General features: G+C 74.7%; 21 protein-coding genes and 1 tRNA gene. 6 read left to right on the top strand and 16 right to left on the bottom strand.

From position 1 onward, the window contains the following. Nucleotides 1–120 precede the first annotated feature (120 nt). The 6 genes from mshC to ACZ4UX_RS33295 all read right to left on the bottom strand — a co-directional run bounded on the left by mshC (nucleotide 121) and on the right by ACZ4UX_RS33295 (nucleotide 6,041). Nucleotides 121–1,350: a cysteine--1-D-myo-inosityl 2-amino-2-deoxy-alpha-D-glucopyranoside ligase gene (mshC, locus tag ACZ4UX_RS33270; protein ID WP_359811325.1), complete on the bottom strand. Its 1,230-nt coding sequence runs from the start codon at nucleotides 1,348–1,350 to the stop codon at nucleotides 121–123. A 219-nt stretch (nucleotides 1,351–1,569) separates the two neighbouring features. Continuing rightward, nucleotides 1,570–2,439 carry a dioxygenase family protein gene (locus ACZ4UX_RS33275; protein ID WP_329486949.1) on the bottom strand — a complete coding sequence of 290 codons (870 nt, stop codon included), beginning with the start codon at nucleotides 2,437–2,439 and terminating at the stop codon, nucleotides 1,570–1,572. A 129-nt stretch (nucleotides 2,440–2,568) separates the two neighbouring features. Beyond that, a complete protein-coding gene (locus ACZ4UX_RS33280; protein ID WP_352297214.1) occupies nucleotides 2,569–3,486 on the bottom strand; it encodes a helix-turn-helix domain-containing protein in 918 nt (305 codons plus the stop codon). 109 nt (nucleotides 3,487–3,595) lie between these two features. Then, nucleotides 3,596–4,477 carry an SCO1664 family protein gene (locus tag ACZ4UX_RS33285; protein ID WP_465609862.1) on the bottom strand — a complete coding sequence of 294 codons (882 nt, stop codon included), beginning with the start codon at nucleotides 4,475–4,477 and terminating at the stop codon, nucleotides 3,596–3,598. Further along, entirely contained in the window at nucleotides 4,447–5,016 is a 570-nt protein-coding gene (locus tag ACZ4UX_RS33290; RefSeq protein ID WP_329486951.1) for a DUF3090 domain-containing protein, read from the bottom strand. The genes ACZ4UX_RS33285 and ACZ4UX_RS33290 overlap by 31 nt, the downstream gene beginning before the upstream one ends. A 311-nt stretch (nucleotides 5,017–5,327) precedes the next feature. Beyond that, nucleotides 5,328–6,041, bottom strand: coding sequence for a histidine phosphatase family protein (locus tag ACZ4UX_RS33295; RefSeq protein WP_359811332.1), 714 nt, complete (start codon nucleotides 6,039–6,041; stop codon nucleotides 5,328–5,330). Between the two features lie 176 nt (nucleotides 6,042–6,217). Between ACZ4UX_RS33295 and ACZ4UX_RS33300 the strand changes: the two genes are divergently transcribed. Continuing rightward, complete coding sequence (locus ACZ4UX_RS33300; RefSeq protein WP_465709356.1) at nucleotides 6,218–7,201, top strand: magnesium and cobalt transport protein CorA; 984 nt, start codon at nucleotides 6,218–6,220, stop codon at nucleotides 7,199–7,201. Between the two features lie 74 nt (nucleotides 7,202–7,275). Here the strand turns inward: ACZ4UX_RS33300 and ACZ4UX_RS33305 are convergent, their stop codons facing one another. After that, nucleotides 7,276–8,325, bottom strand: coding sequence for an LLM class F420-dependent oxidoreductase (locus ACZ4UX_RS33305; RefSeq protein WP_352297224.1), 1,050 nt, complete (start codon nucleotides 8,323–8,325; stop codon nucleotides 7,276–7,278). 349 nt (nucleotides 8,326–8,674) lie between these two features. Here ACZ4UX_RS33305 and ACZ4UX_RS33310 point away from each other — a divergent pair, with 349 nt between their 5' ends. The 3 genes from ACZ4UX_RS33310 to ACZ4UX_RS33320 all read left to right on the top strand — a co-directional run bounded on the left by ACZ4UX_RS33310 (nucleotide 8,675) and on the right by ACZ4UX_RS33320 (nucleotide 12,896). Further along, on the top strand, nucleotides 8,675–9,655 hold the full coding sequence (locus ACZ4UX_RS33310) for an aldo/keto reductase (RefSeq protein ID WP_329486955.1): 981 nt from the start codon (nucleotides 8,675–8,677) through the stop codon (nucleotides 9,653–9,655). Nucleotides 9,656–9,880: 225 nt separating this feature from the next. Next, nucleotides 9,881–12,148 carry a helix-hairpin-helix domain-containing protein gene (locus ACZ4UX_RS33315; protein ID WP_465709357.1) on the top strand — a complete coding sequence of 756 codons (2,268 nt, stop codon included), beginning with the start codon at nucleotides 9,881–9,883 and terminating at the stop codon, nucleotides 12,146–12,148. A 187-nt stretch (nucleotides 12,149–12,335) separates the two neighbouring features. Next, a complete protein-coding gene (locus tag ACZ4UX_RS33320) occupies nucleotides 12,336–12,896 on the top strand; it encodes a cysteine hydrolase family protein (protein WP_352297229.1) in 561 nt (186 codons plus the stop codon). 199 nt (nucleotides 12,897–13,095) lie between these two features. On the opposite strand, the gene ACZ4UX_RS33325 is transcribed toward ACZ4UX_RS33320, so the two are convergent. Then, the gene (locus tag ACZ4UX_RS33325; RefSeq protein ID WP_329486959.1) at nucleotides 13,096–13,701 is read right to left on the bottom strand and encodes a hypothetical protein; all 606 of its coding nucleotides are present in this window, start codon (nucleotides 13,699–13,701) and stop codon (nucleotides 13,096–13,098) included. A 330-nt stretch (nucleotides 13,702–14,031) separates the two neighbouring features. On the opposite strand from ACZ4UX_RS33325, the gene ACZ4UX_RS33330 reads away from it, so the two are divergent. Next, on the top strand, nucleotides 14,032–14,241 hold the full coding sequence (locus tag ACZ4UX_RS33330) for a DUF5703 family protein (RefSeq protein WP_329486960.1): 210 nt from the start codon (nucleotides 14,032–14,034) through the stop codon (nucleotides 14,239–14,241). A gap of 382 nt (nucleotides 14,242–14,623) precedes the next feature. Here ACZ4UX_RS33330 and ACZ4UX_RS33335 read toward each other — a convergent pair whose 3' ends face one another. From ACZ4UX_RS33335 to ACZ4UX_RS33345, 3 genes are all read right to left on the bottom strand, one after another. Then, the gene (locus tag ACZ4UX_RS33335) at nucleotides 14,624–15,448 is read right to left on the bottom strand and encodes a chaplin (protein ID WP_465709358.1); all 825 of its coding nucleotides are present in this window, start codon (nucleotides 15,446–15,448) and stop codon (nucleotides 14,624–14,626) included. 346 nt (nucleotides 15,449–15,794) lie between these two features. After that, nucleotides 15,795–16,037, bottom strand: coding sequence for a chaplin (locus ACZ4UX_RS33340; RefSeq protein ID WP_380393546.1), 243 nt, complete (start codon nucleotides 16,035–16,037; stop codon nucleotides 15,795–15,797). Nucleotides 16,038–16,296: 259 nt separating this feature from the next. After that, the gene (locus tag ACZ4UX_RS33345) at nucleotides 16,297–17,643 is read right to left on the bottom strand and encodes a M20/M25/M40 family metallo-hydrolase (RefSeq protein WP_329486963.1); all 1,347 of its coding nucleotides are present in this window, start codon (nucleotides 17,641–17,643) and stop codon (nucleotides 16,297–16,299) included. 291 nt (nucleotides 17,644–17,934) lie between these two features. Between ACZ4UX_RS33345 and ACZ4UX_RS33350 the strand changes: the two genes are divergently transcribed. Then, nucleotides 17,935–18,022, top strand: a tRNA-Leu gene (locus ACZ4UX_RS33350). Nucleotides 18,023–18,202: 180 nt separating this feature from the next. Here ACZ4UX_RS33350 and ACZ4UX_RS33355 read toward each other — a convergent pair. From ACZ4UX_RS33355 to ACZ4UX_RS33375, 5 genes are all read right to left on the bottom strand, one after another. Then, nucleotides 18,203–19,453, bottom strand: a complete 1,251-nt coding sequence (locus ACZ4UX_RS33355) for an SWIM zinc finger family protein (protein WP_465709359.1) — start codon at nucleotides 19,451–19,453, stop codon at nucleotides 18,203–18,205. A 49-nt stretch (nucleotides 19,454–19,502) separates the two neighbouring features. Further along, entirely contained in the window at nucleotides 19,503–19,772 is a 270-nt protein-coding gene (locus ACZ4UX_RS33360) for a hypothetical protein (protein ID WP_359811348.1), read from the bottom strand. Nucleotides 19,773–19,856: 84 nt separating this feature from the next. Further along, on the bottom strand, nucleotides 19,857–21,251 hold the full coding sequence (locus ACZ4UX_RS33365; protein ID WP_465709361.1) for a chloride channel protein: 1,395 nt from the start codon (nucleotides 21,249–21,251) through the stop codon (nucleotides 19,857–19,859). A 193-nt stretch (nucleotides 21,252–21,444) separates the two neighbouring features. Beyond that, nucleotides 21,445–22,191 carry a TetR family transcriptional regulator gene (locus ACZ4UX_RS33370; RefSeq protein WP_465709362.1) on the bottom strand — a complete coding sequence of 249 codons (747 nt, stop codon included), beginning with the start codon at nucleotides 22,189–22,191 and terminating at the stop codon, nucleotides 21,445–21,447. 77 nt (nucleotides 22,192–22,268) lie between these two features. Further along, nucleotides 22,269–22,365 (bottom strand): acyl-CoA dehydrogenase family protein (locus tag ACZ4UX_RS33375; RefSeq protein ID WP_157849844.1); only part of this gene is annotated, 97 nt, incomplete at its 5' end.

Raw genomic sequence — 22,365 nt, forward strand, 5'->3', positions numbered from 1 at the left:
CCAAAACCCCGTCATACGGGGAAATCCAGAACAAAAGAGAGGGCGCTCACCCCCGCTCCCACGGAACCCCCGGGGCTCCTCGACACACCTCGTCCCCGCCCCCCTCCGGCGTTCGCCGTCCTACAGCGCGATGCCGAGCAGCGCGTCCACCGTGCGGGAGACCAGGCCGGGCGCACCGATGTCGGTGCCGCCGTCGGCCTCCTGGCCGGCCGCCCAGCGGTCGACCGCGGCCAGCGCCGCGGGCGCGTCCAGGTCGCGCGCGAGCGCCTCCCGGACCTCGGCCAGCAGCGCCTCGGCCGGCGGGCCGTCCGGGCGGGAGACCGCGGCACGCCAGCGGGCGAGGCGCTCGACGGCCTCGTCCAGGGTGGCCTTGGTCCACTCCCAGTCCTCGCGGTAGTGGTGCGAGAGCAGCGCGAGGCGGATCGCCGCCGGGTCGACGCCCTCGCGGCGCAGCGCCGAGACGAAGACCAGGTTGCCGCGGGACTTGGACATCTTGTGCCCGTCCAGCCCGACCATGCCCGCGTGCACGTACGCCTGGGCGTACGGGTGGCCGCCGGTGGCGACCTGGGCGTGCGCGGCGCCCATCTCGTGGTGCGGGAAGGAGAGGTCGCTGCCGCCGCCCTGGATGTCGAAGGACATGCCCAGGAACCGCAGGGCGATCGCGACGCACTCGATGTGCCAGCCGGGGCGGCCGTGCCCGAGCTCGGTGTCCCAGGCGGGCTCGCCCGGGCGGGCCGCGAGCCAGAGCAGGGCGTCCAGCGGGTGGCGCTTGCCGGGGCGGTCCGGGTCGCCGCCGCGCTCGGCGAAGAGCGGGCGCATGGCCTCCCGGGTCAGGCCGGAGACCTCGCCGAAGTGCGGCTCCGACTCGACCGAGAAGTAGATGTCCTCGTCCACCTTGTAGGCGGCGCCGCTCGCCAGCAGCTTCTGGACCAGCGGGACGATCCACGGGATCGACTCGACGGCACCGATGTAGTGGGCCGGCGGGAGCAGCCGCAGGGCGGTCATGTCCTCGCGGAAGAGCGCGGTCTCGCGCTCGGCGAGGGCCACCCAGTCCTGGCCGGTCTCGATCGCCCGCGCCAGCAGCGGGTCGTCGACGTCGGTGACGTTCTGGACGTACAGGACGTCGTGGCCGGCGTCCTTCCAGACGCGCTGCACCAGGTCGAACGCGTTGTACGTGGCGGCGTGGCCCATGTGGGTCGCGTCGTAGGGGGTGATGCCGCAGACGTAGATCCGGGCGGTGCCGTCCTGCGGGACGACCTCGCGGATACCGCCCGCGGCGGTGTCGTGAATACGAAGGGGGAGCCCCTGACCAGGCAGGGCGGGAACCTCGGAGGCGGGCCAGGCATGCATGGGAATCACTTTAACCGCGCGAACATTTGAAAGCCTAACCAGTACACAAGATCGACTTGATTCGGTTTCCGACGTTGCCTGAGCGGTTCCGGACTGATAGGGACCGGCTCCCGACGTGGTCCGCCCGGTACGGGGGCGGTTTCCGGGCGCGCGGATGAGCGCCCGGTCGGCCCTGCCGCCGACCGGGCGCCCGGCCCCTGGGGGACGCGGTCGGAGCCGCTACGACCGCTGCCAGAGGGCCGGCACGTTCGGCGGCTCCCAGCCGGTGATGGCGGTGTGCCCCTGGAGGCAACGGTAGGAGGCGCCGGCGTAGGTGACGCGGTCGCCCGCGTTGTAGAGCGTCCCGGCGGTCCAGGAGCCGCCGGGCGGGGAGGTCGGGGGTGCGGTGGTGGGCGTGGTGGGGTTCGGACTGGTCGGCGGCGTGGTGGGGGTCTGCGGCACGTTCAGGACGAAGTCGTAGGTGCCCTCCTTCGCCGAGCCGACCTGGCGGACGTTCATCAGCAGCCGCGCGTCGTAGATGGTGTCGGTGCTGTTGCGCGGCTCGCCGGGGAAGTAGAGCTGGGTGGTGAGCACCGGGCGGCCGGGCGCCTGGAGCTTGACGTGGATGTGCCGGGTGCGGCCCGGGTAAAGGCCCGGCACGATGGTGGTGAGGGTGAACGCGCCCTGGGCATTGGTGAACTGGTGGCCGCGGAAGGCGAAGCCGGTGTTGTCGTAGGCGCCGTTGACGTCGGCCTGCCAGAAGTCGAGCAGGACGTTCGCGATCGGCAGGCAGGCCCGGCCGAAGACGTAGCCGCTCACGGTGAGCCGGGTGCCGGGGGTGCTGTCGGTGATCAGCGACGTCCGCAGCGGGGAGTTCGGCTTGAAGTAGGGGCCCTCGGTCTGCTCGATCGTCGGCTCGTCGCCGTCGTGGCAGGCGGGGGTGAGGCCGGGTGCCTCGCCGGTGCCGACCCGGTCGCGGGCCAGTGCGACACCGCCGCCGATCAGCAGCGGGGTGGCACTGAGGACGGCGGCCGCCTTGAGGACGGTCTTGCGGCTGATCCGGCGGTCGATCAGGCCCTCCGGCCCGGTGGGCTCTTGGGACGCTGGCATGCGCCGACTCCTTCACTGGGGGGTGTGGGGGGAGGTGGGGCGGCCCTTGTCATGGTGGGGGCATGACAAGGACCGGGCCGGCGGCCCACCCGTTCCGTACGGGCCGGTCACCGGCGGCCAGCAGCCAACCTACGGGGCGCCCGGGACCGCCGCGATGGACGTGATCCGGGGATCGTGGTGATTTCCTCCGACCCCGGCCCGGAACTCCCCCGGCGTCATCCCGGTCTCCCGCCGGAAGAAGCGGCAGAAGTACGCCGGATCGGCGAACCCCGCCTCCCGGGCGACCTGACGGATCGTCAGCTCGGTGGAGGCCAGCAGCCGTTTCGCCTCCAGCGTCTGCTGCTGGCGGATCAGCCGGCCGGGTGTGCAGCCGGTGGCCTGCTTCACCAGCGTCTGCAGATGGCCGGGCGACAGGCCCAGCTCCTGGGCGCAGGAGGCCACCGAGCGGTGCAGCCCGCCCGGGTCGGCGATCAACCGGGTGAAGGCGGTGGCCAGTTCGCTCCCCCGCCCGGGCACCGCCGGGCCCGGGCCGGGCGCGCAGGCACGCAGCGCCCGGACGATCAGGATGTGCAGGCTGGCCCGCAGCACGCCCAGGTAGCCGGACGGCAGCGCCCGGTACTCCTGCTCCATGTCGGCCAGCAGGGCGGCGATCGGCCCGGCGTGTTCGCCCAGGGACAGGGCCGGCCGGGAGGAGAGGCCGCGGAGCGCGGCGAGGTCGTCGGGGCGGGAGAGCAGGAAGTCCTCGTTGAAGAGCACCACCTGCCCGGTCAGATCGTCGGCGTCGGCCCAGTAGTGCACCTGTCCGGGCACGATCACGCACAACTGCGGCGGCTGCAGCGTCCGGTGGACCAGGTCCAGGACGTGGGCGCCGCGGCCGCCGGTGACGTAGACGATCTCGTAGAAGGAGTGCCGGTGGGGGAAGGCGGCCCGGGAGAGCGGGCCGATGGCGTCGAAGCTGCCGATCGCGAACGGGAGCAGGTGCGGCAGCGGGACCTGTAAGCGATGCAGCGGCAGGTCCAGGTGGGGGGTGGTCCGTCGCTCGTCCATCGGAGCAGTCTGCGGCCGAACCGCCGCACCGGTCCAGACCATTGCTCCAGGGACGGCAGGTCGGCGCCCCGGGCGGGCGCCGGTCCGGCCCCGCGCGGGGCGGTGCGGGTCAGATCGGCGGCCAGGGGATGGACGGCCAGTCCTGCGAGGGCAGCGGGTGGCGGCCGGTGCCGAGCAGCTCGGCCACCCGGGCGCGGGTGGCACCCAGTTCGGCGGCGGTCAGGTGCGGGGCGAGCCGCTCGCCGAGCGCGCCGTCCAGCTGCTCGGCGAGGCCGCCCAGCACCGCCAGCGCGTCCTGCGGCAGCGGCTGACCGGCCCAGCCCCAGAGCAGCGTGCGCAGCTTGCCCTCGGTGTTGAAGGTGACGCCGTGGTCGATGCCGTAGATCCGGCCGTCGGCGGCGGCGATCAGATGACCGCCCTTGCGGTCGGCGTTGTTGAGCACCGCGTCCAGCACGGCGAGCCGGCGCAGCCGCTCGTCGTCCGGGTGGACCAGCAGCGCGGTGCGGCCGTCACCGACGTCGGCGCGCACGATCGGCAGCCAGCCGTCCTCGGGTCCGCGCGGGTCCTGGAGGGCCAGCAGCGGGTCCGCCTCCGGGTCGGGCTCCACCCAGAGCTGCACCATGCCGGGCCCGTGCGGACCGTCGCGCAGCACGGTGGGCGGGATCGGCGCCCAGCCGGTGGCGGCGGCCAGCTCGTACGCGGCGACCTCGCGGCCGGCCAGCGTGCCGTCCGGGAAGTCCCAGAGCGGGCGCTCGCCGGCCACCGGCTTGTAGACGGCCTGGGCGGTCAGCCCCTGCGGGCCGTCCAGCGTGACGCTGCAGTAGAGCGCGGCGTTGGAGGCGTCGGTCAGCCGGCCGTGGACGGTCAGCCCGCCCTCGCGCAGCAGGCGCAGCGCGGTCGGCACGTCGGCGGCCAGGGCGGCGCCGGCCGCCGGGTCCGCCTGCGGTGGGGTCTCGGTGTTCAGCGCCGGTACCCGTTCGCGCGCGGGCACAGGTGGCCCTCCGGGTCGAGCGGCAGGTTGCAGAACGGGCAGGGCTTGCGACCGGCCGAGACGAGGTCCAGCGCGCGCTTGGCGAACACCCGGGCCATCGCGCCGGAGAGCCGCACCCGCAGCATGTCCGGGCCGTTCTCGTCGTCCTCGAAGACCGCCTCGGCGGCGTCCTCGCCCTCGTCCTCCTCGATCACCGCCTGTGCCTCGACCACCAGGCAGCTGTCGATGCTGTCCCAGGCCAGGGCCATCGTGCCGACCCGGAACTCCTGCTCCAGCGGCAGGTCCAGCGGGGCGGTGTCGAGCAGGTCCACCGGGGCGGCGGCGGGGATCGCGGAGTCGCCGCCGCTGCGCCGCAGGGCCTCGTCGAGGACCTCCTCGATCCGCTCGGCGAGCGCGGCGACCTGGGTCTTCTCCAGCAGCACGCTGGTGATCCGCCCCCGGGCGCTGGCCTGCAGGTAGAACGCCCGGGCGCCGGGCTGGCCGACGGTGCCGGCGACGAACCGTTCGGGCTGGTCGTAGAAGAAGACCTGACGGGGCACGCTCTCGCTCCGGATCGTTTCGATCGTCGTATGTCGGGTGTTGCGTGGGTGTCGCGTAGTCGTACGTCTGACGGGTGTGTGTCGTCTGCCTGTGGTGCGGGGCGCTCGGACAGCCGGACCGTCCGGGCGCCACCGCCCGCCCGGACACCGGTGGGCCGGTCCCGGCAGGCTCGCTAGTCACCCTACGACCTCCGGGCCCGGCCCGGGGAGCCGAGCCGGTGACCCGGGGCGGGTCCGCCGGGGTCCGCGCCGGTCGGGGCCGGTCCGCGGCGACGGCAGCCGGCGCGGGTGCCGGCGCCGGGGCGGGTCGGTCAGGCGGTGCCGCCGACCACCGCGTCCCCGGCCGGCGTCGCGTCGCCGCCCCGGTCGCCGTGGCCGCCGGCGCCCGGCTTCGGCGCGAGCGAGGAGAGGTCGCCGGTGTCGCCCATTCTCAGCACGAAGGGGCGCTGCGGGGTGTAGCGGATCGCGGTGACCGAGCAGGGCTCGACGGAGATCCGCTGGAAGTGGTCGAGGTGCAGGCCGAGCGCGTCGGCCACCACCGCCTTGATCACGTCACCGTGCGAGCACGCGACCCAGACCGCGTCCTCGCCGTGCTCGGCGGCGACCTTGGCGTTCCACTCGCGGACCGCGTCGACCGTGCGGTGGCTCAGCTCGCGCAGCGACTCGCCCCCGGGGAAGGCGGCGGCGGCCGCGTGGTCCTGGACGGTGCGCCAGAGCGGCTCCTTGGCCAGCTCGGACAGCGGGCGGCCGGTCCAGTCGCCGTAGTGGCACTCGCCGAGGCGCTCGTCCTCGGCTGCCGCGCCGAGCTCGGGGCGGACCGCGAGCAGCGGCTCCACGGTCTGCCGGCAGCGCTCCAGCGGGCTGCTGACGACCTGCGCCACCGGGATCGCGGCGAGCCGGCCGGCCAGCGCGGCGGCCTGCTCGCGCCCGGTGTCGTCGAGATCCACGCCGGGTGTCCAACCGGCCAGGATTCCGGCGGTGTTCGCGGTGGACCGGCCGTGACGGACGAGCAGCAGCGTGGGCATGGAGCCCAGCGTACGGCCTCCCGGCCGGGTCGCGGGCGACGGGTGGGGGTCGCGGCGGCGGGTCGCGGGCGAGCGGCGGACCGGCGGCGCGGCGGAGGGGCCGGGTCGTGTGGAGCGCCCGTGCAGAGCGAGGCGTTGTGCCGCCACCGCTCCCGCCGAGGGGCCACAATGGCCCGATGATCGTCCACTGTGCCATCTACCGCGACGGCCGCCGGATCGAGGCGCCCGAGGACCACACCGGCGCCCTCGCCGCCGCGCGGGCGGCCGGCAAGGGCAGTTTCGTCTGGATAGGCCTCTTCGAACCCACCGTCGAGGAACTCGACCGGGTCAGCGAGGAGTTCTCGCTGCACCCGCTGGCCGTCGAGGACGCCGTCAGCGCCCGTCAGCGCCCGAAGGTGGAGGTCTACCAGGGCTCGCTGTTCGTCTCGCTCAAGACGCTGGGCTACCACCCGGGCGGGCACGCGGTGACCAGCGGCGAGGTGATGATGTTCGTCGGCGAGGACTTCGTGATGACGGTCCGGCACGGCGCCGACAGCCCGCTCGGCGGGCTCCGGGCGGAGCTGGAGGCCCAGCCGGAGGTGCTGAGGTACGGGCCGAGCGCCGTCCTGCACTCGGTCTGCGACACCGTGGTGGACGGGTACGTCGACGTCGCCGTCGGGCTCCAGGCCGACCTCGACGAGCTGGAGGCCGACGTGTTCGCCCCCAACCGGGTCGGCCGTGACACCGCCGGCCGGATCTACGGCTACAAGCGCCAGCTGGTGACCGTCCGCCGGGCCACCGGCCCGCTGCTGGACCCGATGCTGCGGCTGGAGCGCGGCGGCGTGCCGTTCGTCCGCCCCGAGGCGCTGCCGTACCTGCGGGACGTCGCCGACCACCTCGCCAAGGCCAACGACCAGGTCGAGGGCATGGACCGGCTGCTCTCCGACATCCTCAGCGCCAACCTCGCGCAGGTCAGCGTGCAGCAGAACAACGACATGCGGAAGATCTCGGCGTGGGCCGCGCTGGCCGCCGTGCCGACCATGATCGCGGGCGTGTACGGGATGAACTTCGACCACATGCCCGAACTCCACCAGGTCTGGGGGTACCCGGCGGCGGTGGCGCTGATGGTGCTGGTCTGCCTGGTGCTGCACCGGGTGTTCAAGCGGCACGACTGGCTGTAGGCCCGGTCCGTCCGTCCGTACGCGGGGCGCGGGGGGACACGGAGCGGCCGGCCCGTGCCCCCCGCGCCGCCGGATCAGGCCAGTCCGGCGCGCTCCATCGCCTCGACGCCGGTGCGCAGCGCCCGGACCCGCTCCTCCAGGCTGAAGCCGGCCGGCGCCAGGGTCAGCGTGGTGACGCCCGCGTCGGCGTACGCCTGCATCCGGTCCGCGATCCGGGCGGTGTCGCCGACCAGCGAGGTGGCGTCGATCAGGTCGTGCGGCACGGCCGCCGCGGCGCCCTCGTAGTCCCTGGCCAGGTACTTCTCCTGGATCTCGTCGGCCGCCTGCTCGTAGCCCATCCGCCGGGCGAGCTGGTTGTAGAAGTTCTTCTCCTTGCTGCCCATGCCGCCGATGTAGAGCGCGGCGTAGGAACGCTGGGCGTCGACCCCGGCCTCGATGTCCTCGCCGACCGCGATGGTGACGGTCGGGCAGAGGTCGAAGCCCTCGTCCAGGGTCTTCCCGGCCTTGGCCCGGCCGGCCCGCAGCGGGTCGAGGGAGAGCGCGGCCTGCTCGGGCGCGAAGAAGATGCCGAGCCAGCCGTCGGCGATCTCGCCGGTCTGCTCCAGGTTCTTCGGCCCGATCGCGGCGATGTACAGCGGGATGTGCTCGCGCACCGGGTGCACGGTGAGCTTGATCGGCTTGCCGGGCCCGCCGGGCAGCGGCAGCGTCCAGTTCGCGCCTTCGTGGACCAGCCGCTCGCGGGACATCGCCTTTCGGATGATCTCCACGTACTCGCGGGTGCGGGCCAGCGGCTTGTCGAACTTCACGCCGTACCAGCCCTCGGAGACCTGCGGGCCGGAGACCCCGAGCCCGAGCCGGAACCGCCCGCCCGAGAGGGTGTCCAGGGTGGCCGCCGTCATCGCGGTCATCGCCGGCGTGCGGGCCGGGATCTGGAAGATGGCCGAGCCGACGTCGATCCGCTCCGTCTTGGCGGCGACGTACGACAGCACGGTGGCCGCGTCCGAGCCGTAGGCCTCGGCGGCCCAGCAGACCGAGTAGCCGAGCCGGTCCGCCTCCTGGGCGACGGCGATGTTGTCGGCGTCCATGCCGAGGCCCCAGTAGCCGAGGTTGATACCGAGTCGCATCTGCCATGCCTTCCAGTCGGGTTGTCCGTGAGGGTAACCGCACGTCCGGCGGACATGCTACTGGCCGGTAGCTGTGGGCTGGGCCACATTCGGACCCGCCACCCGGGTGCTGATCGTTCTGCGGGTCTGCGCATCTGCCCGGGCACCGGCCGCTACGCTCAGCCGACGTGGGGACGCCTCTCCCCACCTGCGCGTTTGCCGGGCCCGCGCGGACGGGGTGAGCGGCCCGGGCGCGGGCGGCACCGGCGGCGCCGGGGGCGCGAGCGGTTCCGGGGGGTTCAGCAGGACGAGTGGTTTCAGCGGTATCAGCGGTATCAGCGGTGTTGTCGGCCAGTGGAGGGCCCGTCCGATGGAAAAGCGTCACCTCGGCCGTACCGGGCTGCAGGTCTCCCGGCTCGGCCTCGGAACCATGACCTGGGGCCGCGACACCGACGAGCACGAGGCCGCCGAGCAGCTCAAGGAGTTCGTCGACGCGGGCGGCAACCTGGTCGACACCGCCGACGTCTACGGTGACGGCGGCGCCGAGTACCTGCTCTCCCGGCTGACCGACAACCTGATCCCCCGCTCCGACCTGGTCATCGCCACCAAGGCGGGCAGCGTCCCCGACTCCGCCCGCCGCTTCGACGGCTCGCGCGGCCACCTGCTCGCCGCCCTCGACGCCTCGCTGCGCCGGCTGGGCACCGACTACGTCGACCTCTGGCAGGTGCACGCCTTCGACCCGGCGACCCCGGTCGAGGAGACGCTCAGCGCCCTGGACATCGCCGTCACCTCCGGGCGCGCCCGGTACGTCGGCGTCTGCGACTACAGCGGCTGGCAGCTCGCCCGCGCCGCCACCTGGCAGCGCGCCCACCACGGCCGGGTGCCGCTGGCCGGTGCGCAGCTGGAGTACTCGCTGCTCCAGCGCGGCCTCGAACGGGAGGCGCTGCCCGCCGCCCGGGAGGCGGGCGTCGGGCTGCTCGCCTCCTCGCCGCTCGGCCGCGGCGTACTCACCGGCAAGTACCGGCACGGCGTCCCGCAGGACTCGCGCGGCGCCTCGCCGTACCTGTCCGGCTTCGTCCAGCCCTACCTCGGGGAGCGCTCGCGGCGGATCGTGGACGCCGTCGCCACCGCCGCCGACGGGCTGGCCAGCAGCCCGCTCGCGGTGGCGCTCGCCTGGGTTCGGGACCGGCCGGGGGTGGCGAGCGCGCTGGTCGGGGCACGCACGGTGGCACAGCTGCAGTCGGCACTGTCAGTCGAGGCGCTTACGCTTCCGGGTGAGATCCGTGGTGCGCTCGACGACATCTCGTCGCCGGTCCACCGCTATCCGGACCAGGGGTGGACCGAGCTCTAGGGCTCGCGCCGCCGCCGGACAGGCCGGATCTCGACGACCGACGACCGACACACTGAGGGTTGACGGCCGACGACGGACGTGATGCCCCGGCCCGACGCGGGCCGGCTCGGCCCCGGCACGGTCGGGCCCGACCCCGCGCGCCGCCCGTGGCGGCCGCGAGCGGCGGCCGCTCCGGGCGCGGAGCGGCCGGCGCCCCAGCAGTGGAGTGATCTTTTGGAGCGAACGATGAGTGACACGGAGAACGGCGCTCCGCAGGAGTCCCCGGCGGCCCCGGGGACGGACGGCGCCGACAAGGCGGCCGCCGTCGCGGCGCTGGCGGAGGCGATCCGGGTGGTCGGGCAGCAGTCGGCCCGCCCGGGCGCGCCGGCCTCCGGGAACACCCCGCGCGTCCCGGGCGCCGCCGGCGGTTCGGACGCCCCGGCGGGCGGCGCCGCCGCGGCGGGTGAGGCCGCCCCGGCCGCGGCACCGGCCGCCGCCCGCCCCTCCCGGTACCAGGCCGAGACCGACGAGCAGCGCGCGGAGGCCCTGCGGGCCACCGCCGAGGTGCTGGCCGCCGGCGGTGCGCCCACCGACCTCGCGCCCGCCGCCGTGGCCACCTTCGGTGACGGCGCCGCCGAGGAGCTGCGCGCCGACCCGTGGGCCGTGCTGACCCTGCCCGGCGTCCGCCCCGAGCACGCCGACGGCTTCGCCCGCGGGCTGCTCGGCCCCGCCGCCGGCCCGGGCGACCCCCGCCGGGCCCAGGCGCTGGTGCCCTGGCTGCTGGAGCAGGCCGCCCTGCGCGGCCACTCCGCCGTGGAGATCGGCGAGGTGACGGCCGGGCTGGACCGCCTCGGCCTGCCGGACGCCGCCGCCGCGCTGCAGTCGGCCGTGGTCGACGGCCGGGCGATGCCCTTCCAGGAGGAGCTGACCGGCGCCGAGGCGCACTCCACCGGCGGCGACGAGGACGACGAGCCGCCGACCCGCACCGTGCTCGCACTGGAGCGGCTGGCCCTGGCGGAGGAGAGCCTGGCCGACGGCCTGGTCCGGCTGATGTCGACCTTCGTCCCCGGCGTGGACGGGTCCGGCGAGGTGAACGAACCGGCCGAGGCGGACGGCGGCGAGGGCGGGAGCCGCGAGGAGGCCGAGCCCGCTCCGGCGGCGGACGCGCCGGCCGACGAGGACGCCACCGAGGGCGCCTCCGAAGACCCGGCCGGGGACCCCTCCGCCGAGGACGCCACCGAAGACCCGGCCGCCGAGGGCGCCGACGAGAGCCCGGCCGTCGAGGGCCCGGCCGGCGGCGCCGACGCTCCCGGTACGCCCGCCGCCCCCGGCCCGGCCGCCTGGGAGGCGGCCGCCGCCGCGGCGCCGTCCTCCTCGGCGACCGCCCTGATCCGGGCCGCCGCGGAGAGCGCCCTGGTCACCCACACCGGTGGCGAGGCCGCCCGCGCCGAGCCGGTCGCGCTGGTCCGCGCCGCCGCCGGCCTCGGTCTGCGCGCCTGGGCCGCCACCTGGACCGAGCAGGGCCGGGACGCCCTCGCCGGGCCGGCCGACGAGCCGCTGCCCGCCGCCACCCTGGCCGAGCTGCTGTCCGGCACGGCCGGCCCCGGCCGGTCCTCGGACGGCACGCTCGCCCTCGACGTCCTCGTCGTGCTGGACGCCCCGCTGCTGGACGTGGAGCTGGCCGCGACCCTGCTGGAGTCGCTCGCCGACGGCACCCGGCTGGTCCTGAGCGGCGACCCGGGCCAGCTCTGGTCGGCCGGGCCGGGCCGGTTCTTCGCCGACCTGCTGACCGCCAAGGTCTGCCCCTCCGTGGCCTCCCGCACCCCGGACTTCGGTCCGATCGGCGAACTGGTCTCCGGCATCGGCATCGGCGAGCTGCAGCCGGTCGAGGCGCCGGACAAGGAGGTGGTCATCCTGACCGCCAAGGACGGCGGCGAGGCCGTCCACCGCGCCATCCAACTGCTCACCGACTCCATCCCGCGCGCGCTCGGCATCCCCGCCGAGCAGGTGGTGCTGCTGACCCCCGGCCACGGCGGCCCGGCCGGCACCCGGGCGCTGAACGCCGCCGCCAAGGCCGCCCTCAACCCCGGCCCGGGCCGCTTCGGCGGCTTCGACCCGGGCGACCGCGTGGTGGACTCCCCCGCCCCCGGTGTCGTCCGCCCCGCCCGGGTGCTCGACGGCGACGCCACCGGCCTGCACCTGGAGTACCCGGACGGCTCGCGCCGCAGCGTCCCGCCGGCCGAGGCCGGCCGGCTGCGGCACGGCTGGGCGCTGACCGTCCACCAGGCGGTCGGCCGCCGCTGGCCGGGCGCGGTCGTCGTCCTCCCCGAGGACGCGGGCGCGGCCCTCACCCGCCAGTGGGTCTACACCGCGTTCGGCCGCGGCGAGCGCCACCTCTCCGTGGTCCACGCGGCCGGCCCGGCCCTGCCCCAGGCCGTCGCCGAACGCCCGGCCGCGCCGCGCACCACCCGGCTGCGGGCGATCCTCGCGGAGAACGCCGCCCAGGCGTACTGAGGGGTGTTGCCGAGTCCCGCCGAGTCGCGCGCGAACCCGGCGGGACTCGGCAACACCCCCTAGCGCGCGGGCGCCGAGGGGGGACCGGGCCGGTCCCTCCTCGGTGCCGGGGCCGGTCCGCTGTCGGAGGGTGGGTCTAGCGTGCTCCGGGGCCACCACCGTGGCCGGGTACGAGCAAGGGGAGAGCATGACCACACTCGAAGGCCGTCCGCGGACCGCGCTGCTCGTCGTCGACGTGCAGAACGGCGTCGTCGAGGAAGCGCACGAGCGCGACGCCGTCGTCGCCAACATCGGCCGCCTGGTCACGAAGGCCCGCCACGAGAAGGTCCCCGTCGTCTGGGTCCAGCACTCCGACCCGGACCTGGAGCCGGGGAGCGACGGCTGGCGGATCGTCCCCGAGCTGACGCCGGGCGACACCGAGCCGCTGGTCGGGAAGACCTACGGCGACTCCTTCGAGGACACCGAGCTGGAGACCGTGCTGGCGGACCTCGGCGTCGGCCGGCTCGTCGTCGCCGGCGCGCAGACCGACCAGTGCATCCGCTCGACGCTGCACGGCGCCCTCGTCCGGGGCTACGACGCGGTCCTGGTCGCGGATGCCCACACCACCGAGGACCAGACCGCCTGGGGCGCGCCGCCGCCGGCCCAGGTCATCGCCCACACCAACCTGTACTGGACGTACCAGACGGCACCCGGCCGGACGGGCGGCACGGTGGGCACCGAGGACGTGGATTTCGGCGCCACGTCCTGACGGCCGCGCCACGCGGCCGGGAGGGCCCCCGGGGTGGCGACCCCGGGGGCCGACGGGAATGTCCGAAACCATGCGCTCGCAGAAGCGTTCGATCAGCCGGCCGGGAGCTGCGGGGCCCGGGCCGTCCTCCCCGCCCCGGCGTCCCGCTCCGCCGCCCCGGGCAGGCGGGGCGGCGGAGCGGCCGGTGGCGGAGCTCAGGTCACTCGTCCGGGTCCTCGTCGTCGTAGACCTCGCTGACGTCGAACCGGCAGATCAGCAGCTGCGGGTCCGCGTGCTCGAAGGGCTCCGGCAGCCACTCCCCCGGCTCGGTCGGCTCGGCGGCGGCGACCCAGAGCGTGGAGTCGCCCTCCTCCAGGCCGAACTCCTCGCTCCGGGCGGCGATCTCGTCCGGCTCGTACTCGCCGAACAGCACACCGATCGCGGCGTTCACCTCGCCCGACCCGCCCCCGCCCGGGGTCAGCGAGTCGTCCAGCCGCTCGGCCTGGGCGCGCAGCCGCTTCGGATCGACCACGTGGTAGTCGCGGCGGATCAGGACGCTGATCGCCTCGGGCTGCTCGGGGCCGTTGTACCCGCCCGGTCCCTCGTCGCCGGGGACCTCGAACGGGGTGACCTCGTCGTAGACCTCGTAGAGGAGTTGGTCGTAGGCGATGGCCGCCGTCGCGAGCTGCTCGTAGGCGGTGAACACAGCGGGATCGTCCGCTGCGCTGGGGCTTGACACCGCTTCCAGATGACGGTCGATGGCGGCCTTGACCGCCTCGGCGGCGGCGCGTACCTCGGCAATGGTGGGCTGCGCGGCATCAGACATGGTGCAGACGCTATCTCCCCTCGGTGTCGGTACGCACAGCGGTTGTCACCTACACCCGCGATTTCACCGCAACTTCCCCCCTGATGTCCGATCCGCGTGGTTCTGTACCCGCGCACGCCCGCGCGGAGCGCGCGGATCCGGCACTGCGGGGCCGCCCGCGTGCCGCTTCCACGGGCCCTGATCGGGGTATCCCGTCCACAGCGGGAACGGAACTGATGAGCTGTCAGGAGTACGGGCGGGGCCCCGCCGGGAGGGCGGCCGAAAATACCCGGGCCCGTTGTCGGAGGCAGGCCGTAGGCTTGCTCGCAGGTGTCCCTCAGGAGGAGCGTTTTGACTTCACCGAAGCCGGTCCGGCAGCCGGAGTACGAGTACCAGTCGCTGCGCATGCCGCGCGGTACCTCCCGCAACGCGGCGCGCCAGCTGCTCACCGACCATGCCGAATACGGGCATTGGGAGCTGGACAGGCTGCGGCTGTTCCCGGACGGTAGCCGGACGGTGCTGCTGCGGCGGCGAATCATCCGGCAGGTGCGGAGCTGGTGACGGGCCCCTCCCGCTGACCGGTACGGGCTGCCGCCTCCGCACGCCTCCTCGGGCCGGGGCGTCGCGCACGACCCGGCCCGGTGCCACCGTTCACGCTGCGTGGCCGAGCGGGTGGTCGGCGTGTGCGCTCCCGCCGGTCCGGAGCTGTCCGTCTGTGGTGCCCGCGGCCGTCCGTGGGACGGACGGCTGCGGGCACCACGCGTCCACACCCGGGCTCGCGCGGCGCTCACCGCCGTGCCGCCGCGCACCGGGGGTCCGGCCCGGGGTGCCGCGGCGGCACGGCCGCCCACTCAGGCCGGAGCCCGCTCCGGCGTTCGCCCCGCCGCCCCGGGCGGGAGCGACCGGCCGGGCACGTGGTCGACGCCGGGCAGGTGGTCGACGCTCAGCGCGCGCCGGCGCGGGCGCGGCGGTAGAGCACGCCGCCGCCGAGCAGCAGGGCGAGGCCGGCCGCGCCGAGCAGCTCGGTGCCGCCCGCACCGGTCGAGGCCAGCTGGCTGCCGGCCGCCTCGGGAGCGGCGGTGCGCGCCGATGCCGGCACGGCCTGACCGCTCTGGCCGCCGGCCGCGGTGGTCATCGCGGGAGTGGTCGCACCGGGCGCCGCCGGGGTGGTGGCGGACGGGCTGCCCGTCCGGGGGTTGCCGGGCGTGGTCTCACCGCCGCCCGGGTGCGACGGCGGTGTGGACGGCTGACCGGTGGGCGGCGGCGGGTTGTGCGGGCCGTGCTCCTCGGGGCAGTCCTCGTCCGGCTTGGCGGGCGGGGTGGTGGCCACCGACGAGCCCTCGTTCCCACAGGCGTTCCCGAAGGCCGGGTTGCCGACGCCGACCACGTCGACCGAGTTGCCGCAGGCGTTGACCGGGACGTGCACGGGCGCCTGGACGCTGTTGCCGGAGACCACGCCGGGCGAGCCCGCCGCCGCACCGGAGGCGGACGACCCCGAGGTGCTGTGGCCGCCGCCGGAGTGCCCGCTGACGTTGGCGCAGTGGTTGCCGTACGCCGGGTTCAGCACGCCGATCACATCGACGGTGTTGCCGCAGGCGTTGATCGGCACCTCGACCGGTACCTGCACCGAGTTGCCGGAGGCCACGCCCGGCGAACCGGCGGCGCCCCCCTGCGCCTCGGCGCCCGCGTAGGCGTAGCCGGCGGTCGAGGCCAGGACACTGCCGGTGGCCACGGCCGTGAGGAGCCCCTTCTTGGCTACATTCCTCATATTTTCCCCTGACGTATCGAGACGACGTGATGACCTATCCGAAAGTCGGAATTTCCGACGAACGGGAAAGGTCTTCGAGTGCACAGGAGACAACGAGGCGCAAGCGGCGAGGTTGAGCTGAAAGAACCCTATTCACCTGATCGAGTGAGGCACGACAACAGGCTGACGGCCCCCCGATTCCCGGCCGTGTCCGGACGCACAAGCGCCCCCGGGGGGCGCGTCCGCCACCCGGGGGCCAAGTGAGTCGTTCCGGTGATCGGCCCGTCGACCTGTCGGCCGGTGCCCCACCGGCCGGTCGACCCGTCGACCGGTCATCCGGTCATCGTGCGCTCAGCGCGCGGGCGCCTTAGAAGTTGGCGCAGTGGTTGCCGAACGCCGGGTTCAGCACGCCGATCACGCTGACGGTGTTGCCGCAGAGGTTCACCGGGATGTGCACGGGAATCTGAACCTGGTTGCCCGCGACCACGCCCGGGGAGCCGGCCGCCACACCGTTGGCGGCGGCGCCGCCGTGGGCGGACGCGACACCGGCGGCGGCCAGCACCAGGCCACTGGTGGCGGCGGCAACGGCGGCGATCTTCTTGACCTTCATCATTCCTCCTGTATGAGCAGCGCAACCCGTTCGGCGGGCTGCATAGGAGTGAACGACGGTGTGGCAAACGGGGTACGGAACCTTTTCCCCATTCACCCGCAACGGTGATGACCCGCACGGATGATTGATCCTTGGATACCGGCAGAATCGTTTCTCTCGATCTCCATTTCCCGGTCCCAAATCATTAGCTCGGACAATGCGGACGGCCCGCCCCCGGAACCCCGGGAGCGGGCCGTCGTCCCGCGGGCGGGAGGGTCGCTCAGCAGGCGTCGATGAAGCGGTCCAGCACCCGCACGCCGAACTTGAGCCCGTCCACCGGCACCCGCTCGTCCACGCCGTGGAACATCCCGGCGAAGTCCAGCTCCGGCGGCAGCTGCAGCGGCGCGAAGCCGAAGCAGCGGATGCCGAGGTCCTGGAACGACTTGGCGTCCGTCCCGCCGGACAGGCAGTACGGCACGGCCCGCGCGATCGGGTCCTCCGCCTGCAGGGCGCTCTGCATCGCCTCGACCAGCGCGCCGTCGAAGCTGGTCTCGATCGCCTTGTCCGAGTGCAGGCTCTCGCGCTTCACGCGCGGGCCGAGCACACTGTCCAGCTCGGCCAGGAACTCCTCCTCGTAGCCGGGCAGGAAGCGCCCGTCCACGTGGGCGGTGGCCTGCCCGGGGATCACGTTGACCTTGTAGCCGGCGCCGAGCATCGTCGGCTGGGCGGTGTTGCGCAGCGTGGTGCCGATCATCTTGGCGATGCCGCCCAGCACCCGCAGCGTCTCGTCCATGTTCTCCGGGTCGAGCCGCACGCCGAGCGCGTCGGACAGCTCGTCCAGGAAGGCGCGGACGGTCTTGGTGATCCGCAGCGGGAAGGTGTGCCGCCCGAGCCGGGCCACCGCCTCGCACAGCTCGGTGATGGCGTTGTCGTCGTTCTCCATCGACCCGTGCCCGGCCCGGCCCTCGACCGTGAGCCGCATCCAGTGCATGCCCTTCTCGGCCGTCTCCACCAGGTAGAGCCGGACCTGGTCGTTGACGGTGAACGAGAAGCCGCCGACCTCGCCGATGCCCTCGGTCACCCCTTCGAAGAGGTCCGGGTGCTTGTCGACCAGGTACCGGGCACCGTAGGTGCCACCCGCCTCCTCGTCCGCCACGAAGGCCAGCACCAGGTCCCGCGGGGGCTTGCGCCCGGTCCGCAGCCGGTCGCGCACGACGGCCAGCGTCATCGCGTCCATGTCCTTCATGTCCACCGCGCCGCGCCCCCAGACGCAGCCGTCCGCGATCTCGCCGGAGAACGGGTCGTACGTCCAGTCCGCCGCGTTGGCGGGCACGACGTCGGTGTGCCCGTGGATCAGCAGGCCCGGACGCGAACGGTCCTCGCCCTCGATCCGGACGACCGTCGAGGCCCGCCCCTTGGCGGACTCGAAGATCTGCGGCTCGATGCCGAACTCCGCGAGCTGCTCCGCGACGTACTCGGCGGCCTTGCGCTCCCCCGGGCCCGAGCCGTCGCCGTAGTTGCTGGTGTCGATCCGGATCAGGTCGCGACAGATCCCGGCGACCTCCGACTCGGCCGTCACCTTCGGCGCCGCCGCCCGCCCCGCCGTCGACTCGCTCCGCTCGCTCACGGTCACTCCTCGTCTCTGGCCCGCACCGACGCACCGGCGCCTTACCCCCGGGACCTGCACCCGGGCGTACGAGCACGTCCGCCCATCCTCCCCCAGGCCCCCAGCCGTATCCACCCCGCGGGCCCCCGGGAACCGAGGCGAAATCCGCTGGTCACACCCCCGCCACAGAGCACCCCTTGCCCAGGTCACCGCCCCTGCCAGACGATCCGGGGCCGTTTTGGGAGCGCAAGCCGATCTTTGCTACAGTTACATCTGTCAGCGCGGCCGACGAGGCCGCGGAGACAACACCCGGTCCGGGTGGCGGAATGGCAGACGCGCTAGCTTGAGGTGCTAGTGCCCTTTATCGGGCGTGGGGGTTCAAGTCCCCCCTCGGACACCAACGAAGACCCCTGTTGATCAGGGGTCTTCTGCGTTTCCCGGGCACGGTGGGACCGACCAGCCGGCCCGCGGGGCGGTCACCGCGTGAGATCTCCGCGACCGCCGCCGGGGAGGTCGCCCCCCGTGCGTCCGCCGCCGGGCCTCGCCCGCGCCGCCGGACCGGAGCGGCCGCCATGGCTGGTCAGAGGCCGTGCTCGTCCAGGATCCGCAGGAGGTTGCGCTTGCGCCGGTGGTCGGCCCGCAGGGCCGCGAGTTCGGCCGCGAACGCCGGCTCCGTCCCCAGTGCCCGGTGGCAGGAGCGGACCTCCAGCAGCAGCCGGGCCAGCTCGCGGTAGCGGGCGTCGCCGGTGAGCGGACCGAGCCGCTCGATCGCGCGGCGGTACCCCTCCAGGGCGTCCCCGGGCGGGCCGGGGACGCCGGGGCCCGGTCCGGCCGGCGGCCTCGGGCCCGGGACGCCCTTGCCGGCCGCCCGTGCGAGGGCGCGTTCGGCCTTGGCCAGCTGCTTCATCAGGTCCTTCTCGGCCCGGCCGGCGGGACTGCGCCGGGCAGCCTCCTCCGCCCGCTCCCGGACCCGGCGCAGACCGGGCCCGCCCAGCAGGTCGCGGTAGTCCGCCAGCTCCGCCTCCACCAGGTGGTCGTGGCCGCCCAGCAGCCGGTCGACCAGCCAGTCGGCCAGCTCGGTGCGGTCCGGCGGCGCCGACCGGCAGGCCTCCAGGTGGGCCTCGTCGAGATCGGCGGCGACCCCGCCGACGCACCCGGCGGAGTCGTCGATCCGGTCGTACGCCCGGCCGAGCAGCCGGATCGCCTCCCGCGCCAGGGCGATCGCCTGCCCGGCCTGCCCCTCCGCCGTCAGCGCGCGGACGGCGGTCACCGCCTCGCCGGCCTGGAGCGCGTACGCCTGGGCGTCCGCGTACTCGACGTACCCGTAGCGGCTGAAGCGGCCCACCGCGAGCAGATCGGTGATCCGGGAGCGCAGTTGGGCGGGATCGGCCTGCGCGGTCGCGGCCCGGAGCTCCAGACGACGCCGCAGGGTCCGGTCGCCGTCCATCAACTCGCGTACCAGGAGCAGCAGGTCCTCGCGCGAGCGCGAGCCCAGCCAGGACTCCAGGCTGCCGGCCCGCGCCGTCGCCTCGGCCTTGAGCCGGGGCAGCTCGTGCCACTTCTCCAGCACCACCAGGCCCACCGCGACACAGTGCTTGCAGAAGTTGCCGTCGAGTCCGTAGGGGCAGTCGCACTCGCCCGAAAGCCCGTACTCCGCGTCGAGTTCGAGCACCACCTCGTAGGCCTCGGTGCCGCTCACGACCGCGGTGAACCGCTCCGCCCCGACGTCGAGTTCGGCGACCGCGTCCCGGTAGCCCCGGCCCCGTTCGAAGGAGCGCGGCCCGGCCAGGCCGCTCAGGTCGTCCTCGGTGAATCCGGCGCTGCTCGTCACCCTGTCATTCAAGCAAACGGCACCGGCCGGCCGACCGGATTCGGTCGCCTCAACGGGCCGCCCAGACCGGGCAGGCCGGGTGGTGGCGGTGGGTGCGGATGATGGTCCCGCCGAGGGAGCGGTGCTCGGTGGTGGAGACCGCGCAGCAGCGCGGCGCCGCGGTGGCGGTCGCGGGCCCGCGCGAGGAGGCCGGCGCGCTCGGGCCCGGCACGGTGGCCGGGGCGGAGGTGTGCTTCGGGGCGAAGGTGTGCGCCGGAGCCGGCGTCCGGTGCGGGGCGGCCGAGCGGCGGCGTCGGCGGCGGGGAGCAGAAGTGGTCACGGAGCGAGAGTGCCCAGGTCTCGGCCGGTGAATCCGGGGCTCACCCGGATGGACGACGGGGCCCGGGGCGCGGGCGGGCGCCCGTCAGCCTTCGGCCGGCCGCGCCGGCGGGGCCCCGCCGGCGGGCGCGGCCCCGGCCCGGCGGCGGCCGACCCGGTGGATCGTCTCGGCGACCACGAAGGCCGTCACCGCGGCGACGATCAGCAGCGGCATCGAGTTCGCCGAGTCGGCCCCGAGCAGTGCCGACGCGAGCACGGTGCTGGTGACCGGCAGTCGGGTGACCGCGGCGGCGGAGGCGGCGAGGCCGGCCGCCAGCCCCGGGGCGAAGCCGAAACCGGGCAGCGGCCCGCAGGCGATCCCGAGGGTCGCGCCGATCAGGAGCGCCGGGAAGATCGGACCACCGCGCAGGCTGCCCAGCGCGATGCCCCAGCCGAGCGCCTTGCAGACCAGCAGCGCCAGCAGCGCGCCGACCGGCCAGGACGCCGGATCGGCGGCCAGCTCGCCGAGGGTGGCCTGTCCGGAGAGCGCGGCCTCCTCCGGCGAGCGCCCGGTGAGCAGCGCGTACGCGGTGATGCAGGCGCCGACGGCGACGGCGCAGAGCACCGTCCGGACGGCCGTCGCCCGCCGGGTCGGCGCGGGCCGGTCCGGGAGGCCGGTGACGTACCCCTTGACCCGGGTGCCGAGGAGCCGGCCGGTCACGCAGATCGCCGCCACCACGACCGCGAGCGGGACCCCCCAGAGGAAGTCACCCGGGTCCGGGACGCCGGACGCCGGCTCCGAGGGCAGCGAGAGGGCCCCGATCGACAGCCCCGTCCAGTGGCCGAAGCCGGTGAACACCAGCGCGCCGATGCCGCTCGCCAGCAGGCACGGCAGGATCAGCGCCGTCAGCTGCGGCCCGCCGAGGCCGGCGCCCTCGATGATCATCACGGCGGCGACCAGCGGACTGCCGAAGATGGTGGAGATCGCCGCCGCCGAGCCGGCCGCGCCCAGCACGGGCCCCAGTTGGGGCTTGGCGGTCAGCCAGGCGGGCCGGACGGCGAGCAGTGCTAGGCCGCTGCCCAGGGCCATCAGCGGCGCCTCGGGACCGAGCACGACGCCGAGCGGCAGACAGGCCAGGGCCGCCAGCACCACGCCGGGTACGGCGATCGGGAGGGTGGGCGGACCGCCGAGTCCGTCCACCGGGACGTGGCCGCCGCGGCCGGGCAGCCGGGTGACGATCGGGGCGAGCAGCAGGCCGGCGAGCAGCAGCGCGGGCAGCGGCCACCACCAGGGCGCCCGGTCCAGGCCGAGGGTGTCCGGGAGGCTCTCCCAGACCCAGTGCTGGAGTTCGTGCTCCAGGCTGACGAAGCCGAACGCGGCGAGCGAGACGGGGATGCCGACGACGGCCGAGATCAGCAGGAGGACCAGGTAGCCCTTCTTCAGCAGTACCGCGCGCACGGCGTCGGGTCCGCCGACGGGCCGACCGGTCTGCTCGGGCATGCCCGCTCCTTCGCGCTCACCGGAGCCGGCCGCTGCCCGGTCCCGTCCTGGGACCGAGTCTCGCCCGCGGTACCGGCGCCCGCGCGGTGGTCGGCGTTCCGGCGCGGCGCGCCCCGAGCGGGTTGCGCCGTACGGACGAGCGGGGTGCCCGGGTCGGTCCGCGGTCGGCGCCGCGCGCCGGGGCCGCGGCCCGTCAGGCCTGCGGGACCTGCCGGGACTCCTCCAGCGCGCTCTCGATGCCCTGCACCATCCGCCAGAGCGGCGCCCGGCGGCTGGCGACCAGCACCACGACGTCGTCCGCCTCGCCGTCCGGCACCGCCTCGGCCGGCCGGTCGCTCCAGGTGCCGGTGACGAAGGCCATCGCCGCGTCCACCTCGGTGGTCCAGTCGCTCTCGCCACCGGAGCGCAGCCAGGTGCGCAGGGCGTGGTTGTGCGCGGAGACCACCGCGGCCGCGATCACGTCGGCGCGCAGGGCCCCGTCGGCCCGCGCGGCGAAGCGCCCGCGCAGGTAGTGCGCGAGCATGTGCTCGTAGCGCCAGACCACCGACAGCTCGTACGCCCGCAGGCCGGGCACCTTGCGGGTGAGCCGGTAGCGCTGGACGGAGAAGGACGGCTGCTCGGCGTACATCCGCAGGACGAGGCGGGCGGCGTCGCAGGCGTGCCGGACCGGGTCCTCCTCGCCGGTGCCCGACTCCAGGAACTCCGTCATCTCGGCGAGGCTGCGTTCGTGGTCGGGGAAGACCACGTCCTCCTTGGCCGGGAAGTAGCGGAAGAAGGAGCGCCGGCCGACTCCGGCGAGCGAGACGATGTCGTCGATCGTGGTCTGTTCGAAGCCCCGCTCCAGGAAGAGTTCGAAGGCGGCGGCGACGAGCGCTTCACGCATCGCCGGCTTCGGCGGACCGTCGTTCATGGGCTGGTCCTGCACTTCCTTCTCGCTCATTCCCGGAACATAGCACCGGCTTCGAACAGCCGGGCCAGGTGTGCGGCGGGGTGCCCGCGGCACCCCGCCCGCGGCCGTTACGGCAGGTTGCGGGCCATCACGATCCGCTGGACCTGGTTGGTGCCCTCGTAGATCTGCGTGATCTTCGCGTCCCGCATCATCCGCTCCACCGGG

The sequence above is a fragment of the Kitasatospora sp. NPDC028961 genome (assembly GCF_055564815.1).